The sequence below is a fragment of the Mesorhizobium sp. LNJC391B00 genome, assembly GCF_000502535.1.
Classification (GTDB): Bacteria; Pseudomonadota; Alphaproteobacteria; order Rhizobiales; family Rhizobiaceae; genus Mesorhizobium.
In genome coordinates, this window is the sequence record NZ_AYWI01000006.1 from 478,813 (window position 1) to 505,046 (window position 26,234).

Consider the following 26,234-nt stretch of genomic DNA (forward strand, 5'->3'; position numbering starts at 1 on the left):
TCCATCATGCAGAGATAGTGCGCGGCCGATAGAAACACGTACTCGGCTTGTTTTGATATGCTTGCAAAGACCCATTTCTCAAGTGATGCTCTGCCAGGCGAGGCTCGGCATGAAGACATTCGCATGGACGTTGGTTTTCGTGCTGCTGGCGATTGGCGGCGCGATCGCCCAAACGACGCCTGAGCCTGCCATACTGGCATATACACCGCCGATGCACTTCGTCGTTGTACGCAACAGCACGCCAGGATGCGAGCCGACATGCCCGGAATGGATTTCGGCGGAAGGTCACATCGTGGCCGGCACGCCAGCTTTGCTGAAGGCCTTGCTGAAAAAACTCGGCCCCCGCAAATTGCCTTTGGCGTTGAATTCCCCGGGCGGCGAGACCGATGCGGCGATGGCGCTTGGCCATATGATCCGCGCCAGCGGGCTCGACACGATGGTTGGCAAGACGGAGTTCTCCGAATGCGCGCCAGACACAAAAGCCTGCGGGCCGGGCGACCTCCGCTTCGGCGTCGCCAACCCCGTCGGCGCAGTCTGTTCGTCAGCTTGTACGATGGTTCTTGCGGACGGCGTACGGCGCCTGGCAGACAGCCGCGCCTTTGTCGGCATTCACCGGATCATGCTGCCGACCGCCAGGAAAATCCACGGCAAGAAATCCATCGTCCTCGTTCCGATACCCAAATGGTATGAACGCAAGGTCGACAGCTATTTCACCGAGATAAAAGCAGGTTCGTGGATCGTATCGGCGATGCAAAAAATACCCGACGACAGCATACGATACCTCGTGACATACGAATTTTTGGACCTGAATCTGATAACCGAAACCGGTCACGGCGACACGCGCACCTCCATCGATATCTGCAAGACCACGCCGCCGGCGGGCAACTGCCGAACGGTCAGGCAATAGGAATAGCGGGCCACGTAGGTCGTCGAAGCGCCTGTTTCTCAACAGCAACCCTTCACTTTACGCGGCACCCTTCAACAGGTCTTCCGGCCGCCCCTCGACGAGCGCGGCAATATAGCTTTCCAGGCTGGTCGTGCCGCGCTCCGGGTTTTCCGGCTCCGCCGGCTTGTCCAGCGTGGCCCCGGTCATGCGGGTGTAGGACTCGGCCGCCGCTTTGGAGAAGCCGAGTTTTTCGTAGGTTTCTGTCCAGCGCTCGCGCGGCACCGTGACCACGCGCACGTTTTTGCGCAACGCCGCACTGAAGGCTGCGGCGACATCGGCGGCTGAGTAGCGCCGAGGGCCCTCGATATAGTGCGTGCCGGTCTTGTCCGTCGGCTCCAGCAGACGTCTCGCCGCGGCCTCGCCGAGATCCTGCGGCGCCACCATCGGCAGCTCGAAATCCGCCGGGAAGAAGGAGGTGATGACGCCGTCGCGCCGCGCCGTCTCCAGGGCCTGATCCCAGTTGCTCATGTAATAGGCGGCGCGGTTGATGCTTGCCGGAATGGCCTTCGCTTTCAGCTTCAGCTCGAGGCCGTAAAGGACGGTGAGATCGCCGACACCCTCGCCGGCTTGCGCGCCATAGGTCGATTCCGCTACCACTTTTTCGAGGCCGGACCCCTCCAGTGCCGTCGCAATCGCGGCAACCGTCTTGCGCTCCTCGGCGTCGGTGTCGGTCGATGGATCGGCCGGCGGGTTGAGCAGAAACGCCCGCTTGCCGCGCCGCAAGATTTCACGCAGCGCCTCGACATCGAGCACATCGGCAACCGCGGCCTCCGCGCCCTGTTCAACCAACCATGCGGCCTTCGCCTCGTCGCGCGTCACCACCGTGACATCCTCGCCCTGCCGCAACAGCGCCATTGCCGCCGCCGAGCCGACATGGCCGGTACCTCCAAGAATGACATGCATGGTCTCGTCCTTCCCTTGCTGATTCATGCCGGATTAATGGCTGGGGCGGCGAAGGGTTCAAAAATCGGGGGACGATGCTGACAGGAGGTGACGAGGTCGTGCCCAGCGAGTTATATTAGCGCAACCTTGAATAGGAGGCAGCTATGAGAAAGCTCCTGCTTGCTTCGGCTATCGCTATCACTGCGGCGGCGGCGATGATCGCCCCGGCGAATGCCGGCGGGCGCGTCGTGATCGGCATCGGCAACGGCTACTATGACGATGAGTACAATGACAGCTATGGCGACTATTACGATCGCTACGCTCCTCGCCCCTACTACCAGTATGATGCCTACGACAACGGCTTCAGGTACCACAGGTATCACAGGCACCATCGCCATTGCCGTATAGAGTTGGTCAAGCATTGGCGCCATCATCACAGGATCGTCGAGGAAATTCGCGTTTGCGAACGGTGATCCGATAGGGTGAAACCGGTTCGGCCGGCATCTGCCGGCCGGCCGCTTCACTACGCGGCTGCCGGCCTTATCGCGGCTTCCGCATCAGCATCATCCCGTAATCCACGGCCAAAAGGTCGAGCCCGACCTTCAACAGCTTCACCACCACATCTCGTCCCTCGCCGGTGCGTTCGGCGAGCGCCTTCACCGACTGGCCTTCGAGGCAGATTTTGCGAACCACCTCCGCCACTTCCCAGTGGGCCATGGCGGCGATGGCATGGGTGTGGGCGCGGCCGGCGTTGAGCACGCGGTCGGGGATGCCGCCATTGATGCGGCCGCCGTCAATGCGCTCTTCCCACGGCATCGGCCGCAGCCCGTCACGCGAGGCGCGCTCGAAATCGTCGCGAAACCGCTGGCCGGCCTCACGCTGCTGGCGGGTCAGCGAGGTGATGCCGACCAGCGGATCGACATTGCGCACCCGCACGATGCCGCCGGTCGCGGTGTAGCCGTCATTGGAGACCTCGTAGACGCGCCGCGCCTCTTCGGTGCCGACGCTCAGCCGCTTGCGGCCGAAGCGATCGTCCTTCAGCGCGAAATCATGGCCGATCTCGCGGCGGATGCGCACCTGCTCGGCTTCGCCCGCAGGCAATTTCGGCGGTTTGGCTTTCTGCGCGGTTTTTTTGCTCATCGGGGGATCCTTGTGGGATTGGGTTGTTGAGCCGGAAGGTTGAGATCCTTCGCGCCCCCCTCTGCCCTGCCGGGCATCTCCCCCTCAAGGGGGGAGATTGGCAGCTTCGGTCACGTCGCTGACTTGCAACGCCGGCGATTGGCAAATGCGGTGGTGACATCTCCCCCCTTGAGGGGGAGATGGCCGGCAGGACAGAGGGGGGCGCTGTCCCGCCGGCTTTCGATCATTGGTGGGGTCGTCCGGAGGCGAGGAACGGAGCCCAGCCGCTCACACCACCTCCGCCACAGGCCGGTGGAAGCGCGCCTGGTGGTATTCGCAGTAGCTTTTCAGCGCCCTTGTGCGCAGGCCGCAGCACAGCATCTCGAGCCCCGGCCGGCTGCCGGGAGCATCGTTGTCGGGGTCTTCCTCCAGCGTCAGGTCGAGCGGCGCGCGGCAGCGGTCGAACAGGCAGTCGATGAAGCGCATGGCGGCGACATGCGGCTGACGCCCGAGCGAGGCAGGGCGCGGCGCCGGCACATTGAAGCGGTAGATTTCGCCGTCCACCACCAGCCGTCCTTCACCCGGGATCGAGGGCGCCGGACGGGCTGGCAACAGAGGCCTGGCCGATGGCTGACGGGTCGGTTTGGCGGCCGGTTTGACCGGCGCGGCCTGCTTCGAAACTCCTACTTCCCTTACGGGCTTGCTTGGCTGCGCCGGCGGATTCCTCTTGGCGGTATTCTCGTTTGCCGCAGTCTTCCCCGTCGCATTCTTCCTCGGTCGGCCGCCGGACCTGCCGCCTCTGGGGTTGGCGAAGCCGATGGTCTTCAACGCGCTGTTGCGGTGGACGATGCCGATGATGGAATTGCGCGAGACCGGACTGCCGCGCAGCGCCGTGAAGCGGACGGCGATCCCTGTGGCCGACAGGCCATCCCTCAGCCAGACGGCGATCTCCTGCAATTCGGTGTCGGTATAGGCAGTCATGTCGGTATCCATTGATTGCGCGCGCAAAGGCCGAGCGCCGGCCCCGAGGGCCCACGGGAAAAAATCAGAGCGGATGGTCGGTGCGGTCAGCCGATACTGGCGGCCGGCAGCGAGCCGGCGAGATGCCGCAAGGCGGCTTCGGCGGCCGCTTTGGTGAGGGCGGAAACCGCCCTGCCCGTCAGCCGGTCGAACAGGATGACGGTGCCATCTTCCGTGCGGATGCAGGAAATACCCTGCCCGCCGGAGACAGCCCTTGGCGCACCGGCGGCGCCATGGGCTGAAGAGGTGGCCGGAGCCGGGAGAGGAGCGGCTCCGGCCGTTCCGGTCGATCGGGGGGACGACGGTTCGACCGGATCCGGGGCAGAAGCCCCGGTTTGCGTCCGGACCGGGGAGGAGGACAGCCCGGACGATGGGAGAAAGCTGAGGATGTCTGCGGAAACGCTTGCGATTTGTTCGATCATGCGCTAAGCGTACGATATGTACGAAACGTACGCAAGCGAAATCGTACATATTGGACGATAAATTTCAGGCAATTTGTACGATGCAGGAACCGAGGCACAGATTGCAGCAGGCGCGGGCGGAGGCGGGCTATGCCTCGCCGAGCGACGCTGCGCGGGCATTGCGCGACATCAACAAGAACACGCTGATCAGTCACGAGAACGGTAACCGGCCGCTGTCGCGCAAGGCGGCGGAGAAATACGGCCGCCTGTTCGGCGTCGATCCCGGCTGGCTCTTGTTCAACGGCGACGGCGGCAGCCTTTCGGGTGGCCATTTCGGCTTTGACGAGTCGGGCCGGCAGATCCCGATGCCGTCGCTGGCCACCGTCGACGTGCCCATCGTCTCATGGATCAGCGCCGGCGAACTCGGCAGCCAGGACATGGTGGTCAATCTCAGCGACTATCCGACCATCCCCACCACCGATCTGGAGCAGGGCCAATGGATTGCGCTACGCGTCGACGGCCCGTCGATGAACAAGATCTCGCCACCGGATTCGATCATCTTCGTCAACCTCAGGGACAAGCGGCTGGTGACCAATGGCTGCTACGTCATTTCGGACGAATCCGGCCAGGCCACCTACAAGCGTTACCGCCCCAACGAGAACCCGCCCTTCCAGCCGGCCTCCTACATGGACATCCCGCCGCCGGCGCTCGAAGGCGCCATCACCATCATCGGCCGGGTGAAGCGCTCGATGATCGATATGTGAGGGAGAAGGCGGTGAGGCGCAATCTCCCCCCTCGAGGGGGAGATGGCCGGCAGGCCAGAGGGGGTCGCACGCGTAAGGCGCTGACGTCCTCTGTCCGCGATAGGAAGTCGCGTCAGGACGTACCGACCCCCTCTGTCGCCTTCGGCGACATCTCCCGAGGGGGGAGATTACGCGCCCAAAAACTCGTTCGTAAAATACCCCCCGAAATCCGGCCGCTCTTTCAGCCCCTTGCCATCGGCGTCAAGCAGAATGCCGGCCCTGAAGAGGTAGGTTCCGATCGCCTCGATCTTGGCCTTGTCGATGGTGCCGATGACGCCGGCCTGGCTTCTGAGGAAGTGCCCGTCGACGAGCATCTTCAGCGAAGCGTGGATCAGCGCCGGGTCGGTCAGCGCGTCCTTGTTGGACGCGATCAGCAGGTCGCCAGCCTCTTGCGCATGATCGACCGCAAACTGATAGCCACGGCGCGTCGCCTCGAGAAAGGATGACGCCGCCTTTGGATTTGCCTGGAGATAGGCATCACTGGAGGCGATCAAGGTGGTGTGCTCGTCGGGCACGCCGTAGTCGGCGTAGCGGAAGCCGCGCTGCCTGACGCCTTTCAACTCGGCAGCGACGCCTTCCCAGGTCGAGACCTCCAGCGTGAAGTCGACCGAGCCGTTGGCCAGCGCCTCATAGGCCGAGGTGCCTAATGTCACCGTCTCGAAAACGCCCTTGCCGCCATCGTGGCGGATGATGGTCGAGATCAGCGTGTTTTCCCAGGCGCTGCCGAAGCCGCCATAGGTCAGACCGTCGAGATTCCTGGGACTCTTGATCTCGCCGCGATCCGCGTTGAAGACCAACCGGCCGGTCTCCTGCTGGACCACGGCGTAGACCGCCTTGAGATCGGCGCCGGCAGCCCGCTGGGTGAACAGGCCGACGCCGGCAATGCCGAAATCGGCGATGCGGTTGGCGACCAGCGTGCCGGCGCCAGTATCGCCATAGGGCAGGATCTCAACATCGAGCCCGGCCTCGTGGTAGAACCCTTTGTCGCGGGCAACGAACAGGCCGACATGGTTGGTGTTGACCGTCCAGTCGAGCGCGACGGTGATTTTTTGCGCAGCCGCATGAGCGCGCGAGGCCAGCGGCAATCCGGCGGCCAGCGTCAGCAGCAAAGCCTGCCGGCGTGTGAATTCGGTCATGAAAAACTCCTTTGAGCGGTCTGCGGAAACAAGCCCCGGTCAGTCCCGGGATTGAGCAGCGTGTCGAGGATGTCGGCTTCGAGCGCGGCGGCCTGGCGCGCGGCATCGCTGCCGGTGGTGCGCGGGCGCGGCAGCGGCACGGCAATCTCGCCGATGATGCGGGCCGGCCGCGCCGACATCAGATAGATTCGATCGGAGAGGTAGACGGCTTCGCGCACGTCATGGGTGATCAGCAGCGCGGTCCAGCGGTGGCGCTGCCACATGCCTTCCAGCCAGCGCTGCATACCCGCGCGGGTCAGTGCATCCAGCGCGCCAAAGGGCTCGTCGAGCAGCAGCATGTCGCGCTGCTGCACCACGGTGCGCAAAAGGGCGGCGCGCTGGCGCATGCCGCCGGAAAGCTCGGCCGGCCAGGCGCGCTCGAAACCGGCAAGGCCGAACTCAGCGAACAATGGCGCAACGGACGCGCGCGCCTCGCGGCGCTTCATGCCCTGCACCTCCAGCCCCAGCGTCACATTGTCGATGACGCGTCGCCACGGCATCAGCGCGTCGCGCTGCGGCATGAAGGCGAAGGGGCTGCCCTGCAATGGCGCGCCGTCGAAGCGCATGTCGCCCTCGCCTTTCAGCGCGCCGGTCAGCAACTGGAACAGCGTCGACTTGCCGGCGCCGGAAGGGCCGAGGATGGAGACGAACTCGCCGGCCGCGACATGAAGCGAAATGCCGGCGAGCACCTCAAGCGCGCCGAAGTTCTTCCTGATGTCCCGGAGTTCGAGCCGCGTCATTGACGGTTCTCTTCTGCAGCTTCAACCTTGCCGTCGCGGCTTTCGCTCCCTGCATTCTCCCAAGGCATGGCGAAGCGCTGGACGAGCACCGCAATGGCGAACAAGACAAGCGTGAGCGCGGCGCTGACGGCGACCGCGGCGAGCACCAGATCGGGCCGAAAGTTGTTCTTGGCATTGAGCATGTAGATGCCCAGCCCCTTCGCCGCCCCCGCATATTCGGCGAAGATCGCGCCGACGACGGCGTAGGTGATGGAGATGCGCAGCCCGGCGAAGAAATAGGGCAGCGCCGAAGGCAGGCGCGCCAGCCAGAAGATGCGCCAGCGCCCTGCCCCCATGGTGGCGAGCATCTGCGAAATCGCCTTGCTGGTCGCGGCAAAACCCTCGACCAGCGCCACCATCATCGGGAAGAAGGTAACGAGCGCCACAAGCAGGATTTTTGGCATCAGCCCGAAGCCGAACCACAGCACGATGAGCGGCGCGATCGCGACCAGCGGCAAGGTCTGGCTGACGATCAGCAGCGGAAACAGCGCGCGGCGCAGCGGGGCCAAGAAATCGACCAGCGCCGAAAGCACGAAGGCAGCGACCAACGAGCAGGCGAAGCCGGCTGATGTGGCGCGGATGGTGGGCAGCGTGTTGTCGGCAAGGGCGGCGCGATGCTCCCAGGCCTGCTGCAGCACGCGCGACGGCGCCGGCAGCATGGTGGGCGCAGCGCCACCATAGCGGGCGTAGAGCTCCCACGCCGCGAGGAGCAGGGCGGAGGCGCAGGCGGCGGGGATGGTCTTGGCGATGGCTGCGGCTAATCTCCCCCCTCGAGGGGGAGATGTCGCCGAAGGCGACAGAGGGGGTCGTCTCGCATAGAGCGCCCACGCCTTGCCGATGCGAAAAGGACGTCGGCGCTCCACGCGCTGGGACCCCCTCTGGCCTGCCGGCCATCTCCTGCTCGAGGGGGGAGATTCGTGGGCATCGCGGTCTTCGCCAATCGCCAATGGCTCCCCTCCTCTTTGTGCTGAGGTGTCAGAGGCATCTCCTCCACGCAATGGGTCAGATAAACCAGCCACGGCAATATCCTCGAGGAACGACGCTTGAGCCGCGGCTCAGACGGCGCTCGGGCTGTTCGCCGAGATCGTGATGTCGAGGGTGACGTGGCCGGCGCCGGGGCCGAAGCGGCAGAAGGCCTCGTTGAGCGTGGCAAACACCGCACCGGCATCGCCACGCAATTTGGTGCAGAAGTTCTTTGAGCGCTCAAAGACGCCGGACTGTTTCAGGAAATCGATGCAGCCGTAGATCTCGTCCATATGGTCGCCCGTGCCCATAACGTAGAGCGAGAACTGCGCCGCCACCGGCTGGCCGGTCGACGGCGTGGCCTGGACAGCGCGGATCGCGGCGATCTTGCGCTCGTCCAGCGGAATGGCGGGGCCGCCGGTCTCGTCGGAGCGGCAGATCGGATCGTCGGGCTCGCCCGGACAGCCGCGCGAGACCGCCGCCGAAAGCACGCAGTGCTTGCCGCTTTTGGCCGCCGCGACGAACAGGTCGCGCATGGCGGGAAACAGCACCTCGGGCGGCCCGACCATAAGGGTCGAGATGTCATCGGTTTCGATCCGCAGCCGGTCGCGCCAGGGATCGAGCGCGCCGAGCGCGCCGAGGATGACGCCGACGAAATCGTCGGTCATGGGATAAAGGGAAATCTGTGCGCCTGAAAACATCGCCCGCCTCGCTCCGCTGGTATTATCCAGATCAGCTTTAGGGTCCGAAGGCTTGCCGCCCTCATCTCAGCCCCGACCATACGGAGCACCCCTGTGGATGAGCGGGTTAAAGCATTGTTCGCGACAGTGGGGAAGCCGTTTGTTGAAGGCACTGCGGCAAAGTGTTTTGGGCCAGACGGGCCGGGCGCCCGGGCGTTCAGAGCGACTCGTCAGTTCGTTGCGTTATAAGATTTCCACGAATTTCTTATAACTGCGTTGAAATTCAAGCTGATAAACGTAATTATAAGAAAACGGCAGAGCCTCCGCGCAGCCCTTACGGTTTCTGGATTTCCTTATCCGCGACCCCATCCGAACTGTGCTGCTGCATCGCTCGGGCTTGCCTGTGCTGGTCCCCTCGCCCCAGCGCTACGCCATCCACAAGCTGATCGTCGCCTCGCGACGCGGGCCGAGCGCTGGCGCCAAGCGGGAGAAGGATCTCCATCAAGCGCGCCTGCTGACCCAAGCGCTCGAAGCCACGCGTCGCCAGGACGACCTTGCCTTCGCCTTCATGGAAGCGTGGGAGAGGGGCGAAAACTGGCGCGAGACGATCCGGGGCGGCTTGAACCTGTTCGACGCCGCCACGAGGGAAACAGTCAACACCATCCTGGGGAAATCCCTCCGCGAAATTGGTGCGACTGCTGAAGGATTCACGATGCGGGATTAGCTGAAGCGACCGCTGCTATATTCATTTCCATCGTCCCAATCGTACGAAATTGGCTTGACGCTCATTCGTACATAAAGTACGATATCTCTTTTCGCAGAGAGGAATGTCCTTGAGCACAGCGAACCATGTTGCCTTCGCCGATCTCTCTCGTCCTTTGCTGTCACCCCCGTCGTTGCCGCCGCCTTTATTGCCGCCCCCTATGTTGCCCTTGTCATTCGATCAGTGCGAACGCCTCGCCGGGGCCTGGCGAATGGCCAGCCAGGACATCGCCGACGACATCCGCTTCATCCGCCAATATCTGAAAGTCGTTGCCGAGAAGGACGAGAGGCTGTCGACCGGCACCCTTGTTCACAGCCGCGCCTATGTCGAGGCCTGCGCCGGCTGGCTGCCACAGACCGTGACGCGCTATCTGCGCCACCTGCGCCAGATCACCGAATGCGAACTGGCCATGACAGCTGCCGGTATTCGCTTTGCGCTGTCGAGTTATGCCTGGGAGGCATGAGGGCGCCTGTCGCCAAACACAAGGAATTGCGCTGCCCATCGCAGGCGCAATTCGTCAGGTTGAGAGGCTCGGGCGCGCCTGAACGGCGGGCGCCAAGGATGGCCCGGCCAGCGAATTCCGGCCTTGCTTTATTTCGACTGGCCTTATTTCGATTTGGCTCTGCCGGAATTTGCGGCGGCAGGCTTCGCTGCCTTTGGCTTGGCGGCTGCCTTGGCGGGCTTGGCGTCAGCTTTCTTCGCCGCCTTTTTTGGCTTGGCGACCGCGCCATCGACTTCAGCCGTGGCCTGCTCCCAGTGTTCCTGATGCGCGCCTTCAGGCCGGCCGGCCTTTTCCCAAATCTCGTGCGCGCGCTGGCGAATGCGGTCCTGTTTGTCGTCCGTCACTTAAGCCTCCGTGGTTGGGTCCGGTCGGTTGGTCCAGATTCCACGAAAACATTAGCCGAAAATTCGGCCGGCGTCTTGAGTGACGAGACATCTCAGCGCGGGTCGGAAATCACCGCAACGCCGAGCAGCGCCGCTTTCTTGACGATCAGCCCCGCGAGGTCGGCATCCGAACGATCGGTGCCGGTGCGCTCCCGCAGGAGCGCGATCGCTTCCTTCATCGATAACAGCGCCGTGTTGCGCTCGGCCAGCAACTTGTCGCAACACGCCGCAACATTGGCGGAGTTCGGGGTCTCGACATGCGGCAACATGGCAATTCTCCTTTCATCATCTTCGTCATTCGGCCCTGCCGCCCTTTTAGGAAGAACGACAGGGCCGTATCACCGATGAATGGTTAGGTTGTCGAGCGTTACTCGACCACCTCGACAATCCTGCGCGTGCTGGGGTCGACCAACACGGTATGGTTGTCGACGACGGCGTATCTGTACTGAACGTCGGGAACCTCCTGCAGCTCGACAGTGTCAGGCAAGGCAGTGCCGACATTCAATTCGACGCCGAGCAGATTGACCGAGGCAAGCGGATGTTTCTTTACGTACTGGTGCACGACCGTGCGCTGTTCCGGGGTGATGATCACCTGCTGCTGTGCCGGCTGCGTGACGATGACCTCGTCGGCGGCGGCAATGCCGATACCAGCGATCATGGCGAGCCCGGCGACGGCGGGAATAAGGATGGTTTTCATCTTCGTCTCCTGTCGTTGTTGGCGAGCTCCGCCGTGTTCCCGCATGAGGCGAAAACAGCGCAGATCGAGGTGGCGGGCTCCTGGAGGCAAACGCAGCCGGTACGGTCTTGTTCCGCAAGCGGAGACTAAATTGATCGGCTTCCCGGTCATGCCAGCAGAACCCGCACCCGCAAGATTCGCATTGAAGCACAATCCCTCAGGAGACCTTCGACGTGGATGATGCACGGCTCCAAATTCCGGTGGCGATCGCGGCCGGCGCCGGCATTGATCCGGTGACCGCGTCGCCCGGCCAAGACCGGAACCGACCGCCTTCGTGCCACGCCGTGAAGTTTCAAGCAAAGGTCATTGCTTCGGCGGCTGCCCAGGCACCTCGCCAGGCTTGATCACCGGCGTCTTGCCCTGGTCCGGCGGCGGCTGCGTCATACCCTGGTCACCACTGGGCGGCGGCTGCAGCACGCCGCCGCAGGGACCGAGCGTGCTGGTCGATTCGCCGCCGCCATTGCCGACCGGCGGCTTCTGACCATCGTCCTGAGGCTGCGCCTGGCAAGGCGCGGCAGGGCCGTGCTGGTCGCCATTGTCCTGCGCAGCCGCCGGGTCGGCCAGCGCCAGGAGCAGCACGCATGGGATGAGGGGGAAAGTCTTCATGGTCCAGCTCCTCTGGATTCATCTCCTTGGCAAAGCAGACTAGTCCTTGGCAAAGCAGACTGGCGGCAATTGGTTCCACGGAGATGGAGTGGTTGCCGGAACCTGACAGCCGGGAAGTGAGTTCCACCTTCTCGACGCAAAGCCGCCCGGAGGAGGCAATCATGGAAGAACGAAACAGAAAACCCAATGACGAGGTCGAGGCGCCACCGAGCAAAAACGATGCCCGCGACAGGATCGCCAATGACGAGGTGGAAGCGCCGACGCCGCGCCGGCAGGATTGGGATGCGCTGCGTGGCGCAACGGTCCTGCCCGACGGAGCAGATGAGGAAAGCCTGCCGGACACCACCGGTGTCGAGAAGGAAGGCGAATTGCCCGAGGAGGATGACGACAACCCCTACCAGGACAGTGACGATGCCTTGCCCGACGACGCCGAGGAAGCCGCCATTGGTCACGACCTGGCGAGGCGCGGCGGCCCGTTCGACGAGGTGTAAGGCAGCGACCGCGGACTTTCGAGAGGTTTCCCGGGACGTCCACGCCGTCACCAGTTGGACCAAGGATGAGCTGAAGGCGATGCCGGAGCATCGCGATATTTCGAAGGATCCGGCTGGCCGGATCCTTCGTTTAAGGCGCCTTGGCGGTTTGGCTTAGCCCTTGTGGTCAAGGGCTGGACGGCAACAATCTCGGCACCTTCGACAGCCGAGAAGCAGCCGAGAAGCACAAGGCGAAGCCCAATATTCAAGCGCCGTCGAGGCCGCTCGCCTGAAATCTTCAAAGTGCGCAAGAAATCCCCGCCGCGGGCGGTGCAGACACGCTCCAGCATCGCAACGCTGCGAACCGGGCCATCGCCCGCCGGCACTTGAGTGCCGACGGGCTCTGACCTTCAGTTCGACCCGGGATCGCCGAGCGCCTCGGTGACGAAGGACGCCGCGATCAGGTCGTCGGCGTCGAGGCATAGGGAGCCTTCGACACCCCCCATGATGGCCGCGACCTTCTGGAAGGTCTGCATCTCGTGTTCAGTAACGCTGGCGTCTCGCATCCTGGCTTTCAGATCGGCGATGCGTCGGCCCAGTGAGGCCGACGTTCCGATTTCTCTGTTCGACATGGTGGCCTGCTCCTCCCCCAACCCATGCTGTGGACGTACTCAAGTCTGCCTATATATAAGGCAGCGCGAATACAGTCGCCGCAACGCGCGATATCTGGGAAGGTTCCGGCGCCAAATAGTCACGAAATAATACGTGGTGGGACTCGGGTATGTTGAGCGCCGACGCGGCGATAGACACCGCAGCCAGCGGCTGCGGCCATCGGCCTGGCCAACCCGTGTCGCGGGTCGCGAATGCGGGTCGGACTTTGATCGCCGCGCGCGAACAGTCAGCGAGAGGCCGGAACCACGCCGGACACCGAGCGCGCCGTTTCGGGCGAAAACACCACGAAAGCAAAAACCAGAACGGCAGCGGCGATAATGAGCGAGCCACCGGCGACGATCGGTTCAAGCGCCGGGTTTCCCTGCAGCATCACATACAGCGCCGGCAGCATGATCACCAAGCCGAGAGTGTAGAGCCCGTAGTGGATCATGGCGACGCGACGCGCCGCCTTTTGCGGATTGAGCGCGTAGTAGCCGCCGAAGATGGCGCTCGTCACCCAACCGAGCAGATTGATATGCGCGTGCGCCGGAAAAGCGGCGTGGTCGCCCGAGATCGCCATCTGCAGGCCGGCCGCAATCCCCAACATCAGGAACAAGATGGCAGTTTTGAAAAAGAGTTCCGAAACCCTCGGCATGTCATTTCTCCCCCTATGCGGTCTGCGACCGCTTGCGTCCTGGAGAATACACCCACGCGCAGAAATTTTCCACGCCCCGCTTATGGGGCCATGCCTGCACAGCTTTTTGCACGCTGTTCGACTTTTCTGGCTGCCATAACCCGGCGCCGCCCCGCTACGGCGTCAGCAAGATGTCGGCGCCCGCTCGCTCGTCGAACACCACCGCGCAGCCGCGCCCCAGCGCCACTGCCGACAGCGCGTTGGCCACCGTCTCGTCCGGCGATACGAAATCACCGGTCAGCACTCGCAACTCCTCCACCGCCCTGGCCATTGACACGCAGTGCCCGGCAACGCGATCGCTCGTGCAGGCGTCAATGACGCTGACGAGGTCGATCATCTCGAACTGGCCCATACCGGCCTCCACAAAAACAGCGTCCCGTCGCGGATATGAACGCCGAGGCGAGAGACAATGTTCCGCAGGTCCGATGCCCAGGCGGAGCACTCGACAGCCCGACCTGGAACGGGCCGGCCGGCGACAACCGCTTCGCTTGACAATAGGCCCTGTTTGTTCTCTATTTGTTCGGCAAAAACGCCTCTCACAACAGACGCGGCTAATGCTGCAACGCCGCAAAGGGAACGGTCGGGATGGAGCCCACCATCCTGCATGCGGATCTCGACGCCTTCTACGCCTCGGTCGAGCAGCTGCTCGACCCGGCGCTCAGGGGCAAGCCGATCGCCGTCGGCGGCGGCGTCGTGCTTGCCGCCTCCTACGAAGCCAGGGTTTTCGGCGTGCGCGGCGGCATGCCCGGACGACGCGCGCGCGAGCTTTGCCCCGGACTGATTTTCGTCGGCGGCCATTTCGCCGACTATCAGCGGCTGGGCGACGCCGCCATCAAGGTGCTCGACGATTTCACGCCGCTGGTCGAGCGGATTTCCATCGATGAAGCCTTTGCCGACGTCGCCGGCTGCACGCATCTGTTCGGGCCGCCGGCCGAGATCGCCGCCACGGTGCGTCGGCGGGTCCGGGCAGAGCTCGGCCTGCCGATCTCGATCGGCGTGGCGCGCACCAAGCATCTGGCCAAGATCGCCTCGCAGGTGGCCAAGCCCGACGGCCTGGTGGTGGTCGATCCGGACACCGAACTTGCCTTCCTGCATGATCTGCCGGTCGGGCTGATGTGGGGCGTCGGCCCGGCGACCAGAGCGCGGCTGGCCGAGATCGGCATCGAGACCATCGGCCAGTTGGCAAAGACGCATGGTGGGGCGCTGCGAAGATTGCTCGGGCCCGCCGCCGGCGAAAAGCTGTCGTCGCTGGCATGGAACCGCGACCCGCGAAAGCTCGAAACCCACAGGCGGTCGCATTCCGCCGGCGCGCAGTCGGCGCTTGGCAGACGGCCGGCCGAGGCGCGTATCTTCGGACCCGTCCTGCTGCATCTGGCAGACCGGGTCGCCAGCCGGCTCAGGGCGAAATCACGGCCCGGGCGCACGGTGACGGTGCGCGTGCGTTTCGCCGATCTGCACGCGGTCACACGCTCGCTGACGCTCGAGCAACCGATTTCGGCAACCGCGATGCTGGCCGAAATCGCCGGGGAGCTGGTGCGCGGCGTGCTGGCCGCCAACCCTCGGGAGAAGACCATCTCGCTGCTGGCGATCTCGGTGTCGCAGCTGGAAGAAAGTGCCGAGCTGCAGTTGGAGCTGCCGCTCGGGCTTGCCGATGAAAAGCAGCGACCCGGCAGCAGGCAAGGCCTGGCGCGCTTTGGCGCCGACCGCGCCATCGACAAGATCCGCCAGCGCTTTGGCAGAGAGGCTGTCGGCTATGGCGCCGTGGCGCTGGAAGCCCGGCGCTCGGTTCCCGATGCCTTCCGCGAACTGGCGGAAAAGGAACTGTGAGTGCGGCGCGACGGCAAGGCCAATGTTTAGGCTGGGCCAGTCCGCGCTGCATTGCCGCTCTGTTTGAGCAAGCCGACCAACCAGGCCAGACCCGCCGCAGTTTCGGACATTTTTCGCACCGCAACCCGGCCACGCCATGCACGCCCAAGAACAACGCTTTGTCGATGAAGGTGGACTTGCAGTTAGCGCATCGGCGCCAAGAAAAACCGGGATGGGACAGCGAGGCCGCGAAGGTTGACAGTGCCGATCCGTCTGGCATTATCGCGTAAGCTTGGAGGATTCACTATGAGGAAAACCTATTCGAAGCCTGTTCTGGTCAAAAAAGGCAAGCTTTCGCAGGTTACGGCGCTCGCCAATGGAGCGGGTTCCGGCCCGATCGAGTGAGGTCGTTGAGTCGGACTGTCGCCTGATCTGGCGGCCTCGCCTGACACTGGAGATGCGGCATGAAGAAGACCTATTCGAAGCCGGTGCTGGTCAAGAAGGGCAAGCTCTCGCAGGTTACAGCCGACAATGGTAACGGCTCCGGGCCGGTCGCAGTCTAGCAGCCGATTATCCGACGCCTCGTGCCGTCTGGCCGGGAACGGGGCTTTGGGTGCCCGACGTGGAGAGTGGAAAATGAAGAAAACCTATCTGAAACCGGTGCTGGTCAAAAAAGGCAAGCTCTCGCAGGTCACCGCGAACGGTGCTTCCAATCCGCGATAAACCCTTTCACCCCGATTAATCGCGACACGCTTCAGCGCACAACCACCAGATCGTCGAGCACGAGCTGCCAATAGTGACTCGTGGAGAGGCGCACGCGCGTCACCGCCGCCAGCATCGGCGCATAGTGGACGGGCGCCAGTGCCGACAGGACGATCGTGTCGCTGGCGATCAGCCGGTCGCCAAGCCAGCTCTCGACCAGTGCGGTTTCGCCTTCGGACTTCAACCATGCCGCTGTCAGCATCACGGAATGGAACCCGAACGGTTTGTCGCTCGAGAATTCGGCCGGGTGTCCGCTGCTCGTATAGCAGACATGGTCTCCCGAGATATTGCCGTTGACGTAGCCTTCGCTGCCTTCGGTATGATCGCGCGCCAGTGCGTTCAGGTTGAACCAGGTCAACCCGGCATAACCTGACGGCACCTTGCGCAGGCCGCGCGTCGTGACATCGTCGAAACCGATGGCCTGCAAGGACGCGGCGCTGTCGACAGCCGCGTTCTCGGGCGACAGCAGGCCGAGTTCGGTCGGGTAGGCCGACAAGGCCAGTCGTCGTTCCATGCCACCGCCGGTGATTTCGATCGCGTCGGCGTCATCGGGCAGATCGAGGCGGAAGCCATCGCTGAGCGGATGCACCGCCACCTCTTGCCCTTTCGCCATCACCGAGATGCTCGCCGAGACACCGTCCGCTACGCGGCCGCTGAGCCGGCGTATCGCAAACAGGCCGACCGGCTGCAGCATTGATTCCGAGACCAGCCCGGTGGGCGAGCCCGGCAGCGGCCGGAGGTGCTGCGACTGGACCTCGTTGGCGCTGCTCGAGCGCCAGCCGGGCGGCACAGACACGCTGAAGCGGTAGCTGCCCGGCACATGGATGGGCGCGGCGCGACGTTTCGTCGACGCCAGGAAATTGGCAAAGCCGCCGCGATTGCTCCGCGCCGCGGCGACGAAGCGGCCGTGGCCATCATGCAGTCTGACCATGATGCCGGCCATCGGGCGGTCGCCGAGCCCGTAGCGGCCGTCGCGATCGGCATCGAAATAGACAAAGGACGAATGATTGAGCTTGCCGTGGTTGCCCGACCAGTCGCGGCGCACGGCGTAGTCGTTGGCCGGATCTTCACGAAGCCGGGCTCTGCGACGAGACCGCGCCAGCCGCCAGGCCAAAGCCGCAACGACAGCGGCGAGCCCGACAAGGAGTATTGCCTTGATCACGGACGGCTCAAGCAATGCTGTCGGCATCTGGATCTCCTGCGCATGCATCGATCATATATCGATGCTGCAGGCGCTTGAGCAACCGGACACGGGACTGGCGGACACGGCATCGGCGTCACATACCCATTTCAGGCACCTATTCCGGCGATGGCACCGGCGGCCTGGTGGTCAGCGCGGCTCCGAAGGCGGCGACGACCACGGCGGCGATGCCCGCGCATTGCAACGGGCTCAGGATCTCGTGCAGGAACAGGAAGCCGGCCAGCGCGCCCAGCGCCGGCTCCAGACAAGTCAGCGTGCCGTAGAGCCTGGCCGGCATCCGGGTCAGCGCCACCATCTCCAGCCAGAACGGCAAGGCGCTGGAGAACAGCCCGACCAGCAGCGCGCTGACCAGGATCGCGGGTGCGATCAGGCCGGTACCCGCCTCGGCGAGGCCGAACGGCAGGGCGACGGCAGCGGCTATGACCAGCCCGTAAGCCGTGGTCTGGCTGCCGAGCTCGGCGCCCGCCTTTTGCGCAAAGACGATGTAGAGCGCCCAGCAGCAGCCGGCTGCCAGCGCCAGCATCACGCCGAGCGGGTCGAGTGCACTGCCGGAGTGGATGAAGGGCGACAACAGCAATATGCCGGAAACGGCCAGGACCACCCAGACGAAGTCGGTGGCGCGCCGCGACGACAGCGTCGCCACAAGCAGCGGGCCGGAGAATTCGAGCGCCACCGCGACGCCGAGCGGGATTCTGGCGAGCGCTGCGTAAAACAAAAGGTTCAGCGCCGCGAGGTTGACGCCGTAGGCGATGAGCCAGGGCAGCACGGCGCGCGACGGCCGCACCCGCCACGGCCTCAGCACCGCCGCCAGCATCAGCGCGCCCACGACCAGCCGCAGCGCCGTGGTGCCATTGGCGCCGATCAGCGGAAACAGGCCCTTGGCGAAGGTGGCACCGATCTGGATCGACACCATGGCGCCAAGCAACGCGCCGATCGGCAAGGCCTTCGCTTCAGCTGAGGCAATCGGCGTCGACGTCAATTCCAGTCCCTCCCCGCGCGACCAGCAGGCCGTAGCGCAGGCTGGAGATAGGGATAAAGGGCCTGGCTGTCGTGTGGCACGAGCGGGCTGTTGATAGGGCAAGGGTGGGAGGCGAACGCCGACGCCCTTCCTCTCCCCCGTCGATCGGGGGAGAGGTGTCGAGCAAAGCTCGACGGAGTGGGGTCGACCGTCCATCACATCCGCCCGATTGCCTGCTTGCCGGAGGCGGCGACCGTGGGTTTCATGAGCGCCTTCCCCCACTCCGTCGCCGCTTCGCGGCGCCACCTCTCCCCCCTCCGGAGGGAGAGGAAAATGCCAGCTCGCATAAGCTCGCGCCCTTCCTCTCCCCCGTCGATCGGGGGAGAGGTGTCGAGCGAAGCTCGACGAAGTGGGGGTCGACCGTTCATCCGCCTGATTGCCTGCCTGCAGGCGTTTCGCCTCGCTTCCGTCGCTCCTGTCTTGCGGCGACCGTGGGTTTCATGAGCGCCTTCCCCCACTCCGTCGCGGCTTCGCGGCGCCACCCCTCCCCCCTCCGGAGGGAGAGGAAAATGCCAGCTCGCATAAGCTTGCGCCCTTCCTCGGGGGAGAGGAAAAGAAGCTAGCTCGCCAGCCCATACACCAGGCTCACACGTCCATCCGAAAGCGCCTCGGCCTTGCGCAGTTCCAGTCTGTGCCGGGCGTGCACCATGCCGAACAGCGCCTTGCCGTCGCCGGCGAGCAGCGGGTAGACGATGAGCCGCATTTCATCCACTAGCCCCGCCTGGATCAGGCTGGCGGTGATGCGGGCGCCGCCCATGAGATAGATGTTCTTGCCGGGCTCGCGCTTCAGCGCCGCGATGTCGTCGAGGCTGCGCAGGAAGCGCGTCGAGGCCCAGGCGGCCGAAGTCATGGTGTTCGACAGCACATAGTGCGGGGTTTTCGCGGCAAAGCGCGCCCATTCGAGTTCGGCCGGGTCGACCAGTCTGCCGGTCATCGGCAATGGCTGGTCCGGCTCGTTCTGTTGGATCGCGCTCCAGTAGCGCTCATAACCGGCATACATGACGCCGCCGAGCAGGCAGGCGTCGATCCCGGGCATCAGGCCGTATTCCTCCGACCAGTTGTCGACCCAGTCGGCGAAGCCTTCGGGACCTTCCATCTTGCCGTCGATGGAGATCTTCATTCCGGTGATCAATTTACGCATGACTTCCTCCTTCGGGCTTGCGGGATGCAAGCACGTTGCCTGGTTTCACTTCTGATGACGCGCCGCGGTGTCTGGCGAAGGCGCGTGTTTCGCCGACCCTTGCGCCGGCATCCGGCGCAAGGGATCGATGGTGCCCGGTTGGACCGGGCGATGCGTTAGGTCAGGTCAGGCCGGCAGGCGCCGATCGTATTCCGCCACGATACGGCTAAAGCTGTCCCAGAACGGTTCGGGCTTCTCGGCCGCCACGCGGGCAACCAGGAGGTCGAGATGCACGTGCCAGCCTGCGGCATGCATCATCAGGCTCGAGCGGTCCGGCAGGCGGCGGTGGACCAGGGTGAGCAAGACGTCGTCGCCGCGCTGCGCCAACTCGAAGGTGACATTGCCGCTGCCGTTCCAGGTGATGGTGAGCTTGCGCGGCGGATCGCACTCGACGATCTGGTTGTGCATCCGCTGCTCGCCGCCACTGAAGCTGGCCGGCCTGTCGCCGGGCGGGTCGGTCAGTTCGTCGTTGCGCCAGACCAGCTCGAAGGAAGAGCCTTCCTCCATCTCCATGTCGCCGGCCGCCAGCCATTGGCGGCGCAGATCGCTCTGCGTCAGATATTCCCAGACGCGCTCCCTGGTTCCGGGTAAAAGCCGTTCGACCCTCAACGTGGCCGGCTGGATCAGCTGGGCGTAGCCGTCGAAGCTGTTCATCTGGTTCATCGGTCGTCTCCCTCGGATGATGTTGGCCTGGATGTGTCTGGCTTGGGTGATTCCGGCTTGGATGGTTCTGGATTTGCCGGTGCCGGCGTTGACGGCGTTGTCGACGTTTTGCGCCCCGCCTCCTCGCGCAAAAGCTGTTCGAGGACATCGAGGCGGCTGTTCCAGAAACGCGCGTATTGGCCGAGCCACTGATAGGCGGTGGCCAGCGGGCGGGCCTCGAGGCGGCAGACATGGGTGCGGCCGCGCACTTCACGCCGGATAAGCCCGGCATGCTCCAGCGCCTTGATGTGCTTGGAGGCTGCGGCCAGCGACATGGCAAAGGGCTGCGCCAACTCGCTCACCGTACGCTCGCCGCCAGCGAGGTGGTTAAGCATGTTCCGGCGCGTGGCGTCGCCAAGGGCGTGAAAAACCTGGTCCATCTGGGGCGTCTCTAATTCAACCATGTAGTTGAATATAGAGGCGAGATTTTAGATAGTCAACTAGTTGGTTGAATGTTTTTTGGGGAGAGGCGCTGGCCCCCTACCTCCCCCTTGTGGGGAGGTCGGACCGCAGGTCCGGGTGGGGGTGCTTGGCGCAGGCGAGCGCGAGGAGCGCAATCTCCCCCCTCGTGGGGGAGATGTCCGGCAGGACAGAGGGGGGCGCGAAGGATCGNGATCTCCCCCCTGGAGGGGGAGATGTCCGGCAGGACAGAGGGGGGCGCGAAGGATCGCTACGTCTCAGCGAATCCAAATCTTCGGCAAAGCCGTTGCTACATGTAATTGACAGGCCAGCGGGACAGCGCCCCCCTCTGGCCTGCCGGCCATCTCCCCCACAAGGGGGGAGATCAGCAGCTTCAATCTCACCCCGCCATCGCCAGCGGCACCGCGCTCTTGTTGGGGATCTGGATGTCGATCTCCAGCGTCGACATGGTCTCGCCGCGGTCCATCGAAACTTGCAGATAATCCTGGTCGATCTGCACATGCTTGGCGATCACCGCCATGATCTCTTCGCGCAGGATGGAGACGAGATCGGGCTGGCTGCGGTTGCGGCGCTCATAGGCGAGAAGCACTTGCAGCCGTTCGCGCGCCACCGGCGCGCTGGTGCGCCGCTTGAAGATGTCGAGCAGGTTCATGCCGCCCTCCTTCCCAAAAGACGATCGAGGAAGCCCTTGCGTTCGAAGGGCACGATGACCGGCAGCTGTTCGCCCTCGAGGCGCTTGGCGGCGTCGATGTAAGCCTTGGCGGCGGCATTGAGCGGCTCCGACAGCGTCACCGGCGAACCGAGGTTGGAGGCGCGCAGCACATCCTGGCTCTCGGGGATAATGCCGAGCAGCGGCACCGACAGGATCTCCAGCACATCGTCGATCGACAGCATTTCGCCCCGCGCGGCGCGTCCCGCATCATAGCGCGTGACCAGCACATGCTTGGCGATCTGCTCGCCCTCCTCGGCCCGCAAGGTGCGGGAATCGAGCAGGCCGATGATGCGGTCGGAATCGCGCACCGACGACACTTCCGGATTGGTGACGATGACCGCCTCGTCGGCAAAGCGCATGGCGAGCTGCGCGCCGCGCTCGATGCCGGCCGGGCTGTCGCAGAAGACGTAGTCGAACACCGAGCGCAGCTTGCCGATGACCTCGGCGACGCCCTCCTCGGTCAGCGCATCCTTGTCGCGCGTCTGCGAGGCCGGCAGCAGGAACAGCGTCTCGACCCGCTTGTCGCGGATCAGCGCCTGCGACAGCTTTGCCGAGCCCTGGATGACGTTGACGAGGTCGAACACCACGCGGCGTTCGGCGCCCATGATCAAATCGAGGTTGCGCAGGCCGACATCGAAATCCACCAGCGCCACCTTCTTGCCGGTCTTGGCGACCGCCGCCCCCAGAGCCGCGGTAGAGGTCGTCTTGCCGACGCCCCCCTTGCCCGAGGTGACCACCACTACCTTGCCCATCAATAAAGCCTCCGTTGTTGTTCGTTATGTCGTTGTCGGGCGAGACGCATTAGCTGAAAGGGGCGATGCGCAGCATGCCGTTTTCGAGAAATGCCTGCACAGGCTTGCCCCGGACTGACGGGTCCATCTCCTCGGCGGTGCAATACCAGCCATCGACCGAGAGAAGTTCGGCTTCGTTCCTGCGGCAGAAGACACGCGCCGCCGTGTTCCCTTGAGCGCCTGCCGAAGCGCGGCCGCGCAGCGTGCCATAGACGTGGATGGAACCGGTGGCGACGATCTCGGAGCCGGACGCGACGGAGCCCAGCACGATGACATCGCCATGCGGATGGAAGATCAGCTGCCCTGAACGGATCGGCGAGCGGATCATCAGCGTGCCAGCGTCGGGTGCGGCAATTTTGGCGTCTTTTGGCTGTGCCTTGGCATCGCTCGCCGGTTTCAAATCGCCCGCCTTCAAATCGCCGGCCTCTGCCTTGATGTCACCGGCCGCCTTCATGTCGCTTACCGCAGTGTCCTCCTCCGCCCTGCCCGCCTTGCGGCTCGGCTGCAGCAGCCCGTCGGTGGTCGCCTCCTTGGCGCCGACCAGCACCGGCGGCAGATGCGTGCCAAGCTCGGCGCCACCATCGAGTTCCATGGCATAGATGCGGATTCCGCGCTGGCCGAGCAGATCGACCAGCGCTTCGATGGCCACGACATCGGGCTTCAGCACGTTCAGGTCGAGCACCACCGGGCGCCCGGCAAAATAGCCCGGCGAATTGCCGACCCAGCGATCGAGGCTGTCCAGCCAAACGTCCAAAGGCGCCTCCGGCGTCAGCGTGAATGCGACGAAGGAGCGGGCGCGAAAGCGAATGGATTTGGCCTCGAGGGGAGCGGCAAAGGTCACAGCGGGCGATTCCTTACTGAGAGGTAAACGCTAGCCGTGGTATGGTTAATGAAAGGTTAATGAACTGAATAACCGCATGGCAGATCGGACGCCAATTGGCGACACAGACCGCGACATTCACGAAACTAAGCGCGATTGCTAAGGAACAACGCTGGCGTTGCAAGGGCTATCTAAAGTATCACCACTGGGTGAAATCTGGGGCTTGGCGAGATGAAGTTCTTTCGTGTGGCGTTGGCGGCAATCACCGCCGCGGCAATCTACCTGCCGTCCGCGGCAAGCGGCGGCGAGATCGCTTGCGCAACCACCTACGCCGGCCGGCGAATCACCCTCGTTGTCCCCAACGCTGCCGGCGGCGGCTATGATACCTATGCCCGTGCATTTGCGCCGGCCCTTGCCAGCACGACCGAGCTCGATGTCAGGGTCGTGAATATGCCCGCGGCAGGCGGATTTGCGGCGCTAAAGCGTGTAACCAATGCGCCATCCGACGAACTGGTCCTTATGATTGAAAGCGTCTCCGACATAATTTCGCAAGGTGACATTCCGGCTGGCGTCGACAACTGGATGAATCGGCTAAATCCGATAGGACTGATTCACATCGATCCCGAAGCGTGGATCGTTCGGAAAGATGTCGATTTGCAAAGCGCCAAACATCTGGTCGCGTCGGTTTCATCGCTTGAAGCCGGCATCCTGCCGATAGTGCTCACCGCGCACCTCCTCGATATCAAGGTCGACGTGGTCTCGGGCTATGAAGGCAGCGGCGCACTCATGTCCGCGCTCCTGCGTGGCGAAGGCGATATGACATCCAATTCATTGACGACAGGCTTGCGCTCGACCGCCGCAGGCGAAGCCAAAGTCGGTCTGGTTCTCACGGAGGGACCTGACCCGAACGCGCCAGGCGTGGCTTTCCTGGCGGGCGAAGGAGGGTTGGTGTGGCAGCGCAGCCAAGGCCTTTCCAAGGAGAAGCAGGAAGAACGATTGCGGTTGGCCATCGCCGTCGCGAAAGCTTCGGCGACAGCGCGGGGATTTTTTGCCCCTGCCGACATGGAGCAGAAATCGCTAGGTTGTCTTCGTGACGCCGTCTCCGCCGCGGTCAAGAGCGATGGGTTCAAGGTGGCGCTTGAAGCTCAGAAACGTCCAATCGAGCCGCGCGACGCCGACGAGACCGTCATCGTGATCAACGATATGCTCAGTGCCTTCCATGAGGCGGAAGCGTATCTGAAAAAACACCCGGAACTCGAGCGGGATGCGCGAGCAACGCGCTGATGACCGGATATTGGGCTGCCCTCGGCACTGGACTGGGCAATGTATTCTCCTGGCCGAACATACTGATCCCGGTGCTTGGCACCTTGGTTGCCATGGCTACGTCCTTTCTTCCAGGGATTGGCGGCGCCAGCCTTGCAACCCTTCTGCTGGTCGCAACCGTGCATTGGGATCCGGTATCGGTGTTGTTGCTGTTTGGCGCCCTGACCGGCGGCGCGACCTTCATGGGATCTATAACGGCTATCCTCTTCAACATACCTGGCAACGCGCCAAGCGCGGCAACCCTGCTCGACGGCCATCCGATGTCCAGGGCCGGCCTGCCTCGCACCGCGATAGCCGCCGCGGCAACGGCCTCGGCCGTCGGATCGGTTTTTGGCGTCCTCGTCCTCATAGCGCTCATGCCGATCATTCGGCCGTTCATCCTGCAATTCGGACCGTTTGAATACGTGCTGCTCGGCGTGTGGGGCCTGTCGACGATCATTGCGGTTCCAAGCGCGTCCCGTCTGAAAGCGCTGGCGATGGCGCTGCTGGGGCTTTTGGTCGGTCTTGTCGGAACTGATCCGACCTATGGCCAACCACGCTGGACGTTTGGGAGCATCGCTCTCTTCGACGGCGTCGACATGGTCGCGCTGCTGCTTGGCTTTTTCACCGTTTCTGAAATCATCTCGTGGCGAAAAAGATTGCAGCTTGAAAAAGCGGCTGGCCTGGAAAACGCGAACGACTCGATCTGGACCGGTATGCTTGCTGTCTTTCGTCATTGGGGACTAACAATGCGATCGTCGGCCATCGGCGTGTTGGTCGGCATCATTCCAGGTGTTGGAGGAACGGTCGCCAGCTTCGTTGCCTACGGGCAGGCGATCCAGACAACCCCCAAGGACCAGCGCTCAAGGTTCGGATCTGGTGACATCAGGGGCATCATTGCGCCGGAAGCGGCCGTCGATTCGAAGGACGGAGGCTCGCTTCTGCCGACCGTTGCCTTCGGCCTTCCCGGCAGCGAGGGCGGCTTGATCCTGCTGACAGTCCTGACGGTACACGGCATCGTTCCGGGCATACCGATGCTGACGACCGGCTTGCCCCTGACGTTCACGTTGATTACCGCGCTGCTGGTGTCGAACCTGCTGACGTCCGCAGTGGGATTGGCGTTGACACCATATTTTGCGCGCCTGACTGCTCTCAGGATCGACCGCATCGCGCTCCCGATCATTGTCGTCAGCTTCGTGACGATCGTGCAGCTAAACGGGCTGCTGATCGATCTGTACGTAGCCGTCGCTTTCGGGCTGGCCGGCTACATGCTGAAGCGCCTCGACTGGCCGCAAATTCCTTTTGTCATATCATTCGTCCTGGGCGGCTTCATCGAGCGAAACCTGGCGCTCAGTGTGGAGTTGGCCCGTGTCGGCAGGCTGAACCCTCTACAACGGCCGGCGTCGTTGACGATCATGGTCATAATCGCGCTTTCCCTCGCATGGATCGTGCGCGGTGGTGTTTTGCCGCCGCGACGTGTCAAGCCAAAGCGTGCCGATGCCGCAGTCGCATGGCTGTTGACCGGTGGATGCGCTGTGCTGGCAGCGATATCGCTCCAAGGGCAGCCAGGCTATTCGATCTTCGCGCAGGCCGTGGCCTGGTGTTGTCTGTTTGCGATGCTCGCGGTCGCCCTTGTGCAAACGATCTCGCTTGTTGGCCACGAGAAACAGGGAGGCGAACGGACCTATACGATCCCGGAAAGCCATCGTGTGCCGTTGATGATGATGCTCCTGTTGCCGGTCGCTGTCTGGCTGGCGGGCGTCCCGGCGGCGCTGTCCCTGTTTACCCTGGTATGGATTGCAGCCGGTCAGAAGCTGACCTTGAAGTCGGCGACACTGGCATCTTGCACCTCGGTTGCGGTCGCAGTGGCGACCTGGTTTTATCTCGATCGGATAGCCGCTATCGACCTTCCCGCTTCTGCGATGTCGCACTTATTCTAGTGGTCGG

Annotated in this window: 33 protein-coding genes, 1 pseudogene and 1 riboswitch; of the genes and pseudogenes, 11 read left to right on the forward strand and 23 right to left on the reverse strand. The window is 63.7% G+C overall.

The window, feature by feature from the left end; translation table 11 throughout:
- Positions 1-109 precede the first annotated feature (109 nt).
- Positions 110-907 carry a hypothetical protein gene (locus X750_RS1000000163760; RefSeq protein ID WP_156932414.1) on the forward strand — a complete coding sequence of 266 codons (798 nt, stop codon included), beginning with the start codon at positions 110-112 and terminating at the stop codon, positions 905-907.
- Between the two features lie 57 nt (positions 908-964).
- Here X750_RS1000000163760 and X750_RS147490 read toward each other — a convergent pair whose 3' ends face one another.
- Entirely contained in the window at positions 965-1,849 is an 885-nt protein-coding gene (locus X750_RS147490) for an NmrA family NAD(P)-binding protein (RefSeq protein WP_023747854.1), read from the reverse strand.
- Between the two features lie 143 nt (positions 1,850-1,992).
- On the opposite strand from X750_RS147490, the gene X750_RS147485 reads away from it, so the two are divergent.
- The gene (locus X750_RS147485; RefSeq protein WP_023708679.1) at positions 1,993-2,301 is read left to right on the forward strand and encodes a hypothetical protein; all 309 of its coding nucleotides are present in this window, start codon (positions 1,993-1,995) and stop codon (positions 2,299-2,301) included.
- 67 nt (positions 2,302-2,368) lie between these two features.
- On the opposite strand, the gene X750_RS147480 is transcribed toward X750_RS147485, so the two are convergent.
- From X750_RS147480 to X750_RS147470, 3 genes are all read right to left on the reverse strand, one after another.
- Positions 2,369-2,968 carry a DUF6456 domain-containing protein gene (locus tag X750_RS147480; RefSeq protein ID WP_023705164.1) on the reverse strand — a complete coding sequence of 200 codons (600 nt, stop codon included), beginning with the start codon at positions 2,966-2,968 and terminating at the stop codon, positions 2,369-2,371.
- 267 nt (positions 2,969-3,235) lie between these two features.
- Positions 3,236-3,928 (reverse strand): GcrA cell cycle regulator, encoded by a 693-nt coding sequence (locus X750_RS147475; RefSeq protein WP_023705165.1) that lies wholly within the window; start codon positions 3,926-3,928, stop codon positions 3,236-3,238.
- An 86-nt stretch (positions 3,929-4,014) separates the two neighbouring features.
- Positions 4,015-4,389 (reverse strand): hypothetical protein, encoded by a 375-nt coding sequence (locus X750_RS147470; protein ID WP_023689007.1) that lies wholly within the window; start codon positions 4,387-4,389, stop codon positions 4,015-4,017.
- A gap of 80 nt (positions 4,390-4,469) precedes the next feature.
- Here X750_RS147470 and X750_RS147465 point away from each other — a divergent pair, with 80 nt between their 5' ends.
- Positions 4,470-5,132: a S24 family peptidase gene (locus X750_RS147465; RefSeq protein WP_023689008.1), complete on the forward strand. Its 663-nt coding sequence runs from the start codon at positions 4,470-4,472 to the stop codon at positions 5,130-5,132.
- Positions 5,133-5,299: 167 nt separating this feature from the next.
- Here the strand turns inward: X750_RS147465 and X750_RS147460 are convergent, their stop codons facing one another.
- The 4 genes from X750_RS147460 to X750_RS147445 all read right to left on the reverse strand — a co-directional run bounded on the left by X750_RS147460 (position 5,300) and on the right by X750_RS147445 (position 8,789).
- Complete coding sequence (locus X750_RS147460; RefSeq protein WP_023705166.1) at positions 5,300-6,307, reverse strand: ABC transporter substrate-binding protein; 1,008 nt, start codon at positions 6,305-6,307, stop codon at positions 5,300-5,302.
- Positions 6,304-7,086 carry an ABC transporter ATP-binding protein gene (locus tag X750_RS147455; protein ID WP_023705167.1) on the reverse strand — a complete coding sequence of 261 codons (783 nt, stop codon included), beginning with the start codon at positions 7,084-7,086 and terminating at the stop codon, positions 6,304-6,306. Before X750_RS147455 ends, X750_RS147460 begins: the two co-directional genes overlap by 4 nt.
- Positions 7,083-7,925 (reverse strand): ABC transporter permease, encoded by an 843-nt coding sequence (locus tag X750_RS147450; RefSeq protein WP_023689011.1) that lies wholly within the window; start codon positions 7,923-7,925, stop codon positions 7,083-7,085. Before X750_RS147450 ends, X750_RS147455 begins: the two co-directional genes overlap by 4 nt.
- Positions 7,926-8,180: 255 nt before the next feature.
- The gene (locus X750_RS147445) at positions 8,181-8,789 is read right to left on the reverse strand and encodes a YkoF family thiamine/hydroxymethylpyrimidine-binding protein (protein WP_023670364.1); all 609 of its coding nucleotides are present in this window, start codon (positions 8,787-8,789) and stop codon (positions 8,181-8,183) included.
- A riboswitch (TPP riboswitch) is annotated at positions 8,780-8,892 on the reverse strand. It overlaps the preceding gene by 10 nt.
- Before the next feature lie 195 nt (positions 8,893-9,087).
- Here X750_RS147445 and X750_RS147440 point away from each other — a divergent pair.
- Positions 9,088-9,492 (forward strand): annotated as a pseudogene (locus X750_RS147440) (GSU2403 family nucleotidyltransferase fold protein); the annotation flags it as partial.
- 250 nt (positions 9,493-9,742) lie between these two features.
- Complete coding sequence (locus X750_RS147435) at positions 9,743-9,994, forward strand: hypothetical protein (RefSeq protein WP_023684826.1); 252 nt, start codon at positions 9,743-9,745, stop codon at positions 9,992-9,994.
- Between the two features lie 143 nt (positions 9,995-10,137).
- On the opposite strand, the gene X750_RS147430 is transcribed toward X750_RS147435, so the two are convergent.
- The 4 genes from X750_RS147430 to X750_RS147415 form a co-directional block, all read right to left on the reverse strand.
- Positions 10,138-10,377 (reverse strand): DUF2934 domain-containing protein, encoded by a 240-nt coding sequence (locus X750_RS147430; protein ID WP_023747857.1) that lies wholly within the window; start codon positions 10,375-10,377, stop codon positions 10,138-10,140.
- A 92-nt stretch (positions 10,378-10,469) separates the two neighbouring features.
- Positions 10,470-10,685 (reverse strand): hypothetical protein, encoded by a 216-nt coding sequence (locus tag X750_RS147425; RefSeq protein ID WP_023670360.1) that lies wholly within the window; start codon positions 10,683-10,685, stop codon positions 10,470-10,472.
- 98 nt (positions 10,686-10,783) lie between these two features.
- A complete protein-coding gene (locus X750_RS147420; protein WP_023670359.1) occupies positions 10,784-11,113 on the reverse strand; it encodes a DUF1236 domain-containing protein in 330 nt (109 codons plus the stop codon).
- 342 nt (positions 11,114-11,455) lie between these two features.
- Entirely contained in the window at positions 11,456-11,758 is a 303-nt protein-coding gene (locus X750_RS147415) for a hypothetical protein (RefSeq protein WP_023747858.1), read from the reverse strand.
- A 161-nt stretch (positions 11,759-11,919) separates the two neighbouring features.
- On the opposite strand from X750_RS147415, the gene X750_RS1000000164715 reads away from it, so the two are divergent.
- Entirely contained in the window at positions 11,920-12,249 is a 330-nt protein-coding gene (locus X750_RS1000000164715; protein WP_023805607.1) for a hypothetical protein, read from the forward strand.
- A gap of 389 nt (positions 12,250-12,638) precedes the next feature.
- Here X750_RS1000000164715 and X750_RS147410 read toward each other — a convergent pair whose 3' ends face one another.
- The 3 genes from X750_RS147410 to X750_RS147400 form a co-directional block, all read right to left on the reverse strand.
- The gene (locus X750_RS147410; RefSeq protein ID WP_023747860.1) at positions 12,639-12,860 is read right to left on the reverse strand and encodes a hypothetical protein; all 222 of its coding nucleotides are present in this window, start codon (positions 12,858-12,860) and stop codon (positions 12,639-12,641) included.
- Between the two features lie 266 nt (positions 12,861-13,126).
- The gene (locus tag X750_RS147405) at positions 13,127-13,534 is read right to left on the reverse strand and encodes a hypothetical protein (protein ID WP_023693868.1); all 408 of its coding nucleotides are present in this window, start codon (positions 13,532-13,534) and stop codon (positions 13,127-13,129) included.
- Between the two features lie 154 nt (positions 13,535-13,688).
- Positions 13,689-13,925, reverse strand: coding sequence for a hypothetical protein (locus X750_RS147400; protein ID WP_023670353.1), 237 nt, complete (start codon positions 13,923-13,925; stop codon positions 13,689-13,691).
- 233 nt (positions 13,926-14,158) lie between these two features.
- Here X750_RS147400 and dinB point away from each other — a divergent pair, with 233 nt between their 5' ends.
- The 3 genes from dinB (at position 14,159) to X750_RS1000000164730 (ending at position 15,942) form a co-directional block, all read left to right on the forward strand.
- Positions 14,159-15,400 (forward strand): DNA polymerase IV, encoded by a 1,242-nt coding sequence (gene dinB, locus X750_RS147395; protein ID WP_023747861.1) that lies wholly within the window; start codon positions 14,159-14,161, stop codon positions 15,398-15,400.
- 285 nt (positions 15,401-15,685) lie between these two features.
- Entirely contained in the window at positions 15,686-15,784 is a 99-nt protein-coding gene (locus X750_RS1000000164725) for a hypothetical protein (protein WP_023695511.1), read from the forward strand.
- A gap of 59 nt (positions 15,785-15,843) precedes the next feature.
- On the forward strand, positions 15,844-15,942 hold the full coding sequence (locus X750_RS1000000164730) for a hypothetical protein (protein WP_023684816.1): 99 nt from the start codon (positions 15,844-15,846) through the stop codon (positions 15,940-15,942).
- Positions 15,943-16,133: 191 nt separating this feature from the next.
- Here X750_RS1000000164730 and X750_RS147390 read toward each other — a convergent pair whose 3' ends face one another.
- From X750_RS147390 to minC, 8 genes are all read right to left on the reverse strand, one after another.
- Entirely contained in the window at positions 16,134-17,330 is a 1,197-nt protein-coding gene (locus X750_RS147390) for a hypothetical protein (RefSeq protein ID WP_031243020.1), read from the reverse strand.
- Between the two features lie 109 nt (positions 17,331-17,439).
- Positions 17,440-18,321 carry a DMT family transporter gene (locus X750_RS147385; protein WP_023735468.1) on the reverse strand — a complete coding sequence of 294 codons (882 nt, stop codon included), beginning with the start codon at positions 18,319-18,321 and terminating at the stop codon, positions 17,440-17,442.
- Positions 18,322-18,919: 598 nt separating this feature from the next.
- The gene (locus X750_RS147380) at positions 18,920-19,501 is read right to left on the reverse strand and encodes a dihydrofolate reductase family protein (RefSeq protein ID WP_031243023.1); all 582 of its coding nucleotides are present in this window, start codon (positions 19,499-19,501) and stop codon (positions 18,920-18,922) included.
- A 165-nt stretch (positions 19,502-19,666) separates the two neighbouring features.
- A complete protein-coding gene (locus X750_RS147375; RefSeq protein ID WP_023747863.1) occupies positions 19,667-20,203 on the reverse strand; it encodes an SRPBCC family protein in 537 nt (178 codons plus the stop codon).
- Positions 20,200-20,646 (reverse strand): metalloregulator ArsR/SmtB family transcription factor, encoded by a 447-nt coding sequence (locus X750_RS147370; protein ID WP_023747864.1) that lies wholly within the window; start codon positions 20,644-20,646, stop codon positions 20,200-20,202. The genes X750_RS147375 and X750_RS147370 overlap by 4 nt, the downstream gene beginning before the upstream one ends.
- A gap of 395 nt (positions 20,647-21,041) precedes the next feature.
- The gene (minE, locus tag X750_RS147365) at positions 21,042-21,314 is read right to left on the reverse strand and encodes a cell division topological specificity factor MinE (RefSeq protein WP_023684809.1); all 273 of its coding nucleotides are present in this window, start codon (positions 21,312-21,314) and stop codon (positions 21,042-21,044) included.
- Complete coding sequence (gene minD, locus X750_RS147360; protein WP_023670342.1) at positions 21,311-22,126, reverse strand: septum site-determining protein MinD; 816 nt, start codon at positions 22,124-22,126, stop codon at positions 21,311-21,313. The genes minE and minD overlap by 4 nt, the downstream gene beginning before the upstream one ends.
- 49 nt (positions 22,127-22,175) lie before the next feature.
- Positions 22,176-23,006 carry a septum site-determining protein MinC gene (minC, locus tag X750_RS147355; protein ID WP_023747865.1) on the reverse strand — a complete coding sequence of 277 codons (831 nt, stop codon included), beginning with the start codon at positions 23,004-23,006 and terminating at the stop codon, positions 22,176-22,178.
- A 210-nt stretch (positions 23,007-23,216) separates the two neighbouring features.
- Here minC and X750_RS147350 point away from each other — a divergent pair, with 210 nt between their 5' ends.
- Entirely contained in the window at positions 23,217-24,269 is a 1,053-nt protein-coding gene (locus tag X750_RS147350; RefSeq protein WP_023747866.1) for a hypothetical protein, read from the forward strand.
- Positions 24,269-26,227 (forward strand): tripartite tricarboxylate transporter permease, encoded by a 1,959-nt coding sequence (locus X750_RS0133105; RefSeq protein ID WP_023747867.1) that lies wholly within the window; start codon positions 24,269-24,271, stop codon positions 26,225-26,227. The genes X750_RS147350 and X750_RS0133105 overlap by 1 nt, the downstream gene beginning before the upstream one ends.
- Positions 26,228-26,234: the final 7 nt, after the last annotated feature.

Coding starts and splice junctions, on each gene's coding strand:
- X750_RS147425 (WP_023670360.1), bottom strand. CDS start 10,685: ATGTTGCCGCATGTCGAGACCCCGAACTCCGCCAATGTTGCGGCGTGT.
- X750_RS1000000164725 (WP_023695511.1), top strand. CDS start 15,686: ATGAGGAAAACCTATTCGAAGCCTGTTCTGGTCAAAAAAGGCAAGCTT.
- X750_RS147410 (WP_023747860.1), bottom strand. CDS start 12,860: ATGTCGAACAGAGAAATCGGAACGTCGGCCTCACTGGGCCGACGCATC.
- X750_RS147485 (WP_023708679.1), top strand. CDS start 1,993: ATGAGAAAGCTCCTGCTTGCTTCGGCTATCGCTATCACTGCGGCGGCG.
- X750_RS147455 (WP_023705167.1), bottom strand. CDS start 7,086: ATGACGCGGCTCGAACTCCGGGACATCAGGAAGAACTTCGGCGCGCTT.
- X750_RS147420 (WP_023670359.1), bottom strand. CDS start 11,113: ATGAAAACCATCCTTATTCCCGCCGTCGCCGGGCTCGCCATGATCGCT.
- X750_RS147480 (WP_023705164.1), bottom strand. CDS start 2,968: ATGAGCAAAAAAACCGCGCAGAAAGCCAAACCGCCGAAATTGCCTGCG.
- X750_RS147460 (WP_023705166.1), bottom strand. CDS start 6,307: ATGACCGAATTCACACGCCGGCAGGCTTTGCTGCTGACGCTGGCCGCC.
- X750_RS147415 (WP_023747858.1), bottom strand. CDS start 11,758: ATGAAGACTTTCCCCCTCATCCCATGCGTGCTGCTCCTGGCGCTGGCC.
- minD (WP_023670342.1), bottom strand. CDS start 22,126: ATGGGCAAGGTAGTGGTGGTCACCTCGGGCAAGGGGGGCGTCGGCAAG.
- X750_RS147370 (WP_023747864.1), bottom strand. CDS start 20,646: ATGGTTGAATTAGAGACGCCCCAGATGGACCAGGTTTTTCACGCCCTT.
- X750_RS147400 (WP_023670353.1), bottom strand. CDS start 13,925: ATGGGCCAGTTCGAGATGATCGACCTCGTCAGCGTCATTGACGCCTGC.
- X750_RS147375 (WP_023747863.1), bottom strand. CDS start 20,203: ATGAACCAGATGAACAGCTTCGACGGCTACGCCCAGCTGATCCAGCCG.
- X750_RS147405 (WP_023693868.1), bottom strand. CDS start 13,534: ATGCCGAGGGTTTCGGAACTCTTTTTCAAAACTGCCATCTTGTTCCTG.
- X750_RS0133105 (WP_023747867.1), top strand. CDS start 24,269: ATGACCGGATATTGGGCTGCCCTCGGCACTGGACTGGGCAATGTATTC.
- X750_RS147435 (WP_023684826.1), top strand. CDS start 9,743: ATGGCCAGCCAGGACATCGCCGACGACATCCGCTTCATCCGCCAATAT.
- X750_RS1000000164715 (WP_023805607.1), top strand. CDS start 11,920: ATGGAAGAACGAAACAGAAAACCCAATGACGAGGTCGAGGCGCCACCG.
- dinB (WP_023747861.1), top strand. CDS start 14,159: ATGGAGCCCACCATCCTGCATGCGGATCTCGACGCCTTCTACGCCTCG.
- X750_RS1000000163760 (WP_156932414.1), top strand. CDS start 110: ATGAAGACATTCGCATGGACGTTGGTTTTCGTGCTGCTGGCGATTGGC.
- X750_RS147380 (WP_031243023.1), bottom strand. CDS start 19,501: ATGCGTAAATTGATCACCGGAATGAAGATCTCCATCGACGGCAAGATG.
- X750_RS147445 (WP_023670364.1), bottom strand. CDS start 8,789: ATGTTTTCAGGCGCACAGATTTCCCTTTATCCCATGACCGACGATTTC.
- X750_RS147465 (WP_023689008.1), top strand. CDS start 4,470: ATGCAGGAACCGAGGCACAGATTGCAGCAGGCGCGGGCGGAGGCGGGC.
- X750_RS147390 (WP_031243020.1), bottom strand. CDS start 17,330: ATGCCGACAGCATTGCTTGAGCCGTCCGTGATCAAGGCAATACTCCTT.
- X750_RS147475 (WP_023705165.1), bottom strand. CDS start 3,928: ATGACTGCCTATACCGACACCGAATTGCAGGAGATCGCCGTCTGGCTG.
- X750_RS147350 (WP_023747866.1), top strand. CDS start 23,217: ATGAAGTTCTTTCGTGTGGCGTTGGCGGCAATCACCGCCGCGGCAATC.
- X750_RS1000000164730 (WP_023684816.1), top strand. CDS start 15,844: ATGAAGAAGACCTATTCGAAGCCGGTGCTGGTCAAGAAGGGCAAGCTC.
- X750_RS147470 (WP_023689007.1), bottom strand. CDS start 4,389: ATGATCGAACAAATCGCAAGCGTTTCCGCAGACATCCTCAGCTTTCTC.
- minE (WP_023684809.1), bottom strand. CDS start 21,314: ATGAACCTGCTCGACATCTTCAAGCGGCGCACCAGCGCGCCGGTGGCG.
- X750_RS147490 (WP_023747854.1), bottom strand. CDS start 1,849: ATGCATGTCATTCTTGGAGGTACCGGCCATGTCGGCTCGGCGGCGGCA.